This window comes from Ruegeria sp. YKSF57, from assembly GCF_059612585.1.
The window spans coordinates 1-3,051 of the sequence record NZ_JBXWQW010000108.1 but is presented as its reverse complement, the minus strand read 5'-3'; the positions used below and the strand labels follow the sequence as shown (position 1 = coordinate 3,051).

Below are 3,051 nucleotides of genomic sequence, written 5' to 3'. Positions count from 1 at the left end.
GTGCCGTAACAACCCTTTCCTGGCCCGCATGAAACAGCAGGGCGGCACCCGCAGCGCCCGGCAGGGTCTCGCGGATGTCCAGACCAACGAATCCGACACGCTGATCGCCTACGCCGCCGCCGCTGGTGAAATCACGCCCGACGGACGAACCGGCGGCAACTCGCCCTTCACCGCCGCCTTCCTTGATGCGATGGCGGGGCCGCCGACGGATGTGCGCCAATTGCTGGGCCGTGTCCGCGACAGCATGCGCCAATCGGTGCCGGGGGCCGCGCCCTTCGTCTATTCCTCGCTCGGCGGCGGCGAATACGTGATCAACCCCGAAAGCGGCACGGGCCGGGCCGCGCCAGAACCACAACCAAGCGTGCCACCGCCCCCGACAGCGTCGATCTCGCAAGACTTCATTGAGGCCGACCGCGCGGGAAGTTTCGAAGCCTGGGATGCCTTCCTCATCAAGTTCGAGGATCAAAGCACGCATCCCCTCTATGCTTTCGCCCTGGAAAAACGCGAAGAACTCAGGCCTGCCAATCGTACGGCGATTTCTTCCGATGCCACCGCACCGGCGCCCCGATCCGAAGTGATCGCCGCGCTGCCCGCCACCGAAGAACCGCAAACGCCGGCTTTGGCCAACCCGGAACCCGCAGCCGAACCGGAACCGGAGGCCGCGCAGAACCCAGAACCCGAGGTGGAACCGGAACCCGAGATGACCCTTGAAGAAGCGACGCGGCTGGCGCAGACGCGGTTGAAGGAAAGGGGATGTTACCTTGGGGCCATTGACGGCGATTTCGGGCGACGCTCACAGGCGGCCACAGCGGCGTTTCTCAAACAGGCGGGGATGCCGCTGACCGACAGCTATCAGGACGGCGTGCGCGGGTATCAGGAACTTGTCGCCGCGATCGAGGCCAAGCCGGGAATTGCCTGCCCCAAGGTGGCCCGTACATCGACACCGACCCGCACGACAAAGCCCAGGACACAGACGACCACACAGCGCACGACCCAGGCTGCCAAACCCGCCCAGACGGACGACAGTGATACAAACGAGGTCACAGGGGTTCCCGGATTCGTCACACGCAAGGACGCCACCAAGATGGTGCCCATCCGGCCATCCGACTGTATCGGCGGGCGCAAGAAATTCTATGACTGCGACTGAGCGGGCTTCTTGAACGGCTTCATGCCCGCGCGCGCCAGTTCATCGGCGCGCTCGTTTTCCGGATGTCCCGCATGGCCCTTGACCCATTCCCAGGTCACCTGATGACGGGCCTGCGCCTCGTCCAGCCGTTGCCACAGCTCGACATTCTTGACCGGCTTCTTGTTTGACGTGCGCCAGCCGTTTTTCTTCCACCCGAATATCCAGCCGGTGACCCCGTTCTTGACATAGGCGCTATCGGTCACGACGGTGATTTGCGTGGGCCGCTCCAGCGTTTCCAGTGCGTTGATCGCGGCCAGCAGTTCCATCCGGTTGTTGGTGGTTTCTGCCTCGCCACCGCTCAGCTCGCGCTCCTTCAGGATACGCTCGCCGTCAACTGCGCGCAGCAGCACGCCCCAGCCCCCCGGGCCGGGATTGCCGGAGCACGCCCCGTCCGTATAGGCAAACAATTCAGGCATGAGCAGTGATTGCAATCCATTCCTCGACACGACCCGAAAACCCCGCGTCGGCCCCGGTCACATGCGAATGGACGGAAAAGCCCGCCTTGGCAAGCAGGTCTTCCAACTCGGACCGCTCATAGTAGGCATAGAACCGGCCAAACTCGTCCACCTTCTCGCCTTGCCCCAGCTTCAGCACCAGATGCAGCCGCGCACCGGCACGCGCGGCCCGGTGCAGCGCCGCAAGATGCAGGGGTAACTTGGTCTTGGGCGCGTGCAACAGTGAAAAACTCGCCCAGATCCCGTCATAGATATCGACCCCGGCGATGTCGTCAAACACCTCCTGCCGCGCTTCGACACCCGGGTTTCGGGCCGCAAGCCGCACCATTTCGGCTGATCCGTCGGTTGCCGTCACGCGCAACCCCGCTTGGGCCATCATTGCCGCCGCATGGCCGGGACCGCAGCCCAGATCCAGCACGTGCGCCCCCGCCGGCATCGCCGCGATGAAAGCGTCCAGACAGGGGTCGTTCCAGTCACTGACCATGTCCAGATAGGCCTGGCTTTTCGCGTCATAGACGGACAGGGTTCGATCTTTGGTCATCGCGGCCCCCTTTCCTAAGCGCGCAACACGCGCGGAACCTTGAATTCGACACTCTCGGTGGCGGTTTCGACAATCTCGACCGTGACGGCATAGCGGTCCTGAAAGGCGTCGATCACCTCGTTGATCAGCTCCTCCGGCGCCGAGGCCCCGGCGGTGATGCCGACCGAGGCGATACCGTCCAGCGCCCGCCAGTCGATATCCGTGGCGCGCTGCACCAGCTGCGCATAGCGGCACCCGGCCTTCGAGGCGACCTCGACCAGACGGCGCGAATTGGACGAATTCGGCGCCCCCACGACCAGCAGCGCATCCGATTTCGGCGCGATGGCCTTGACCGCCTCCTGCCGGTTGGTGGTGGCGTAACAGATGTCTTCCTTGTGCGGCCCGACAATGGCGGGAAACCGCGCCTGCAGGGCCGCCACGATATCCTTGGTATCATCGACCGACAGGGTGGTCTGGGTGACAAAGGCCAGCCGTTCGGGATCGCGCACCGCAACCCGGTCCACATCCGCGACCGTTTCCACCAGCAGAACTTCGCCCTCGGGCAGCTGTCCCATGGTACCGACCGTCTCGGGATGACCCTTGTGGCCGATCATGATCATCTGCAACCCGGCCTCGGCATGGCGCTGCGCCTCGATATGCACCTTGGACACCAGCGGGCAGGTGGCATCGACATAAACCATGTTGCGCCGCTCGGCATCCGCGGGCACCGATTTCGGCACCCCATGCGCCGAAAAGATCACCGGGCGGTCGTCGGGACATTCTTCCAGTTCCTCGACAAACACCGCACCCTTTTCGCGCAGCCCGTCCACGACATACTTGTTGTGCACGATCTCGTGGCGCACATAGACCGGTGCGCCCCATTTCTCCAA

Annotated in this window: 4 protein-coding genes; 1 reads left to right on the top strand and 3 read right to left on the bottom strand. The window is 64.0% G+C overall.

Annotated elements, in window-relative coordinates:
- The coding region (locus AC2FLX_RS22030) for a caspase family protein (RefSeq protein ID WP_496875571.1) at positions 1 to 1,147 on the top strand (1,147 nt) is incomplete at its 5' end.
- On the opposite strand, the gene rnhA is transcribed toward AC2FLX_RS22030, so the two are convergent.
- The 3 genes from rnhA to ispH form a co-directional block, all read right to left on the bottom strand.
- Positions 1,132 to 1,602 carry a ribonuclease HI gene (gene rnhA, locus AC2FLX_RS22025; RefSeq protein WP_480752070.1) on the bottom strand — a complete coding sequence of 157 codons (471 nt, stop codon included), beginning with the start codon at positions 1,600 to 1,602 and terminating at the stop codon, positions 1,132 to 1,134. The two genes, AC2FLX_RS22030 and rnhA, sit on opposite strands and share 16 nt — an antisense overlap.
- On the bottom strand, positions 1,595 to 2,182 hold the full coding sequence (locus AC2FLX_RS22020; protein WP_496811276.1) for a class I SAM-dependent methyltransferase: 588 nt from the start codon (positions 2,180 to 2,182) through the stop codon (positions 1,595 to 1,597). Before AC2FLX_RS22020 ends, rnhA begins: the two co-directional genes overlap by 8 nt.
- Before the next feature lie 14 nt (positions 2,183 to 2,196).
- Positions 2,197 to 3,051, bottom strand: an 855-nt coding sequence (ispH, locus tag AC2FLX_RS22015; protein ID WP_496875570.1) for a 4-hydroxy-3-methylbut-2-enyl diphosphate reductase, incomplete at its 5' end; no start/stop codon positions are given.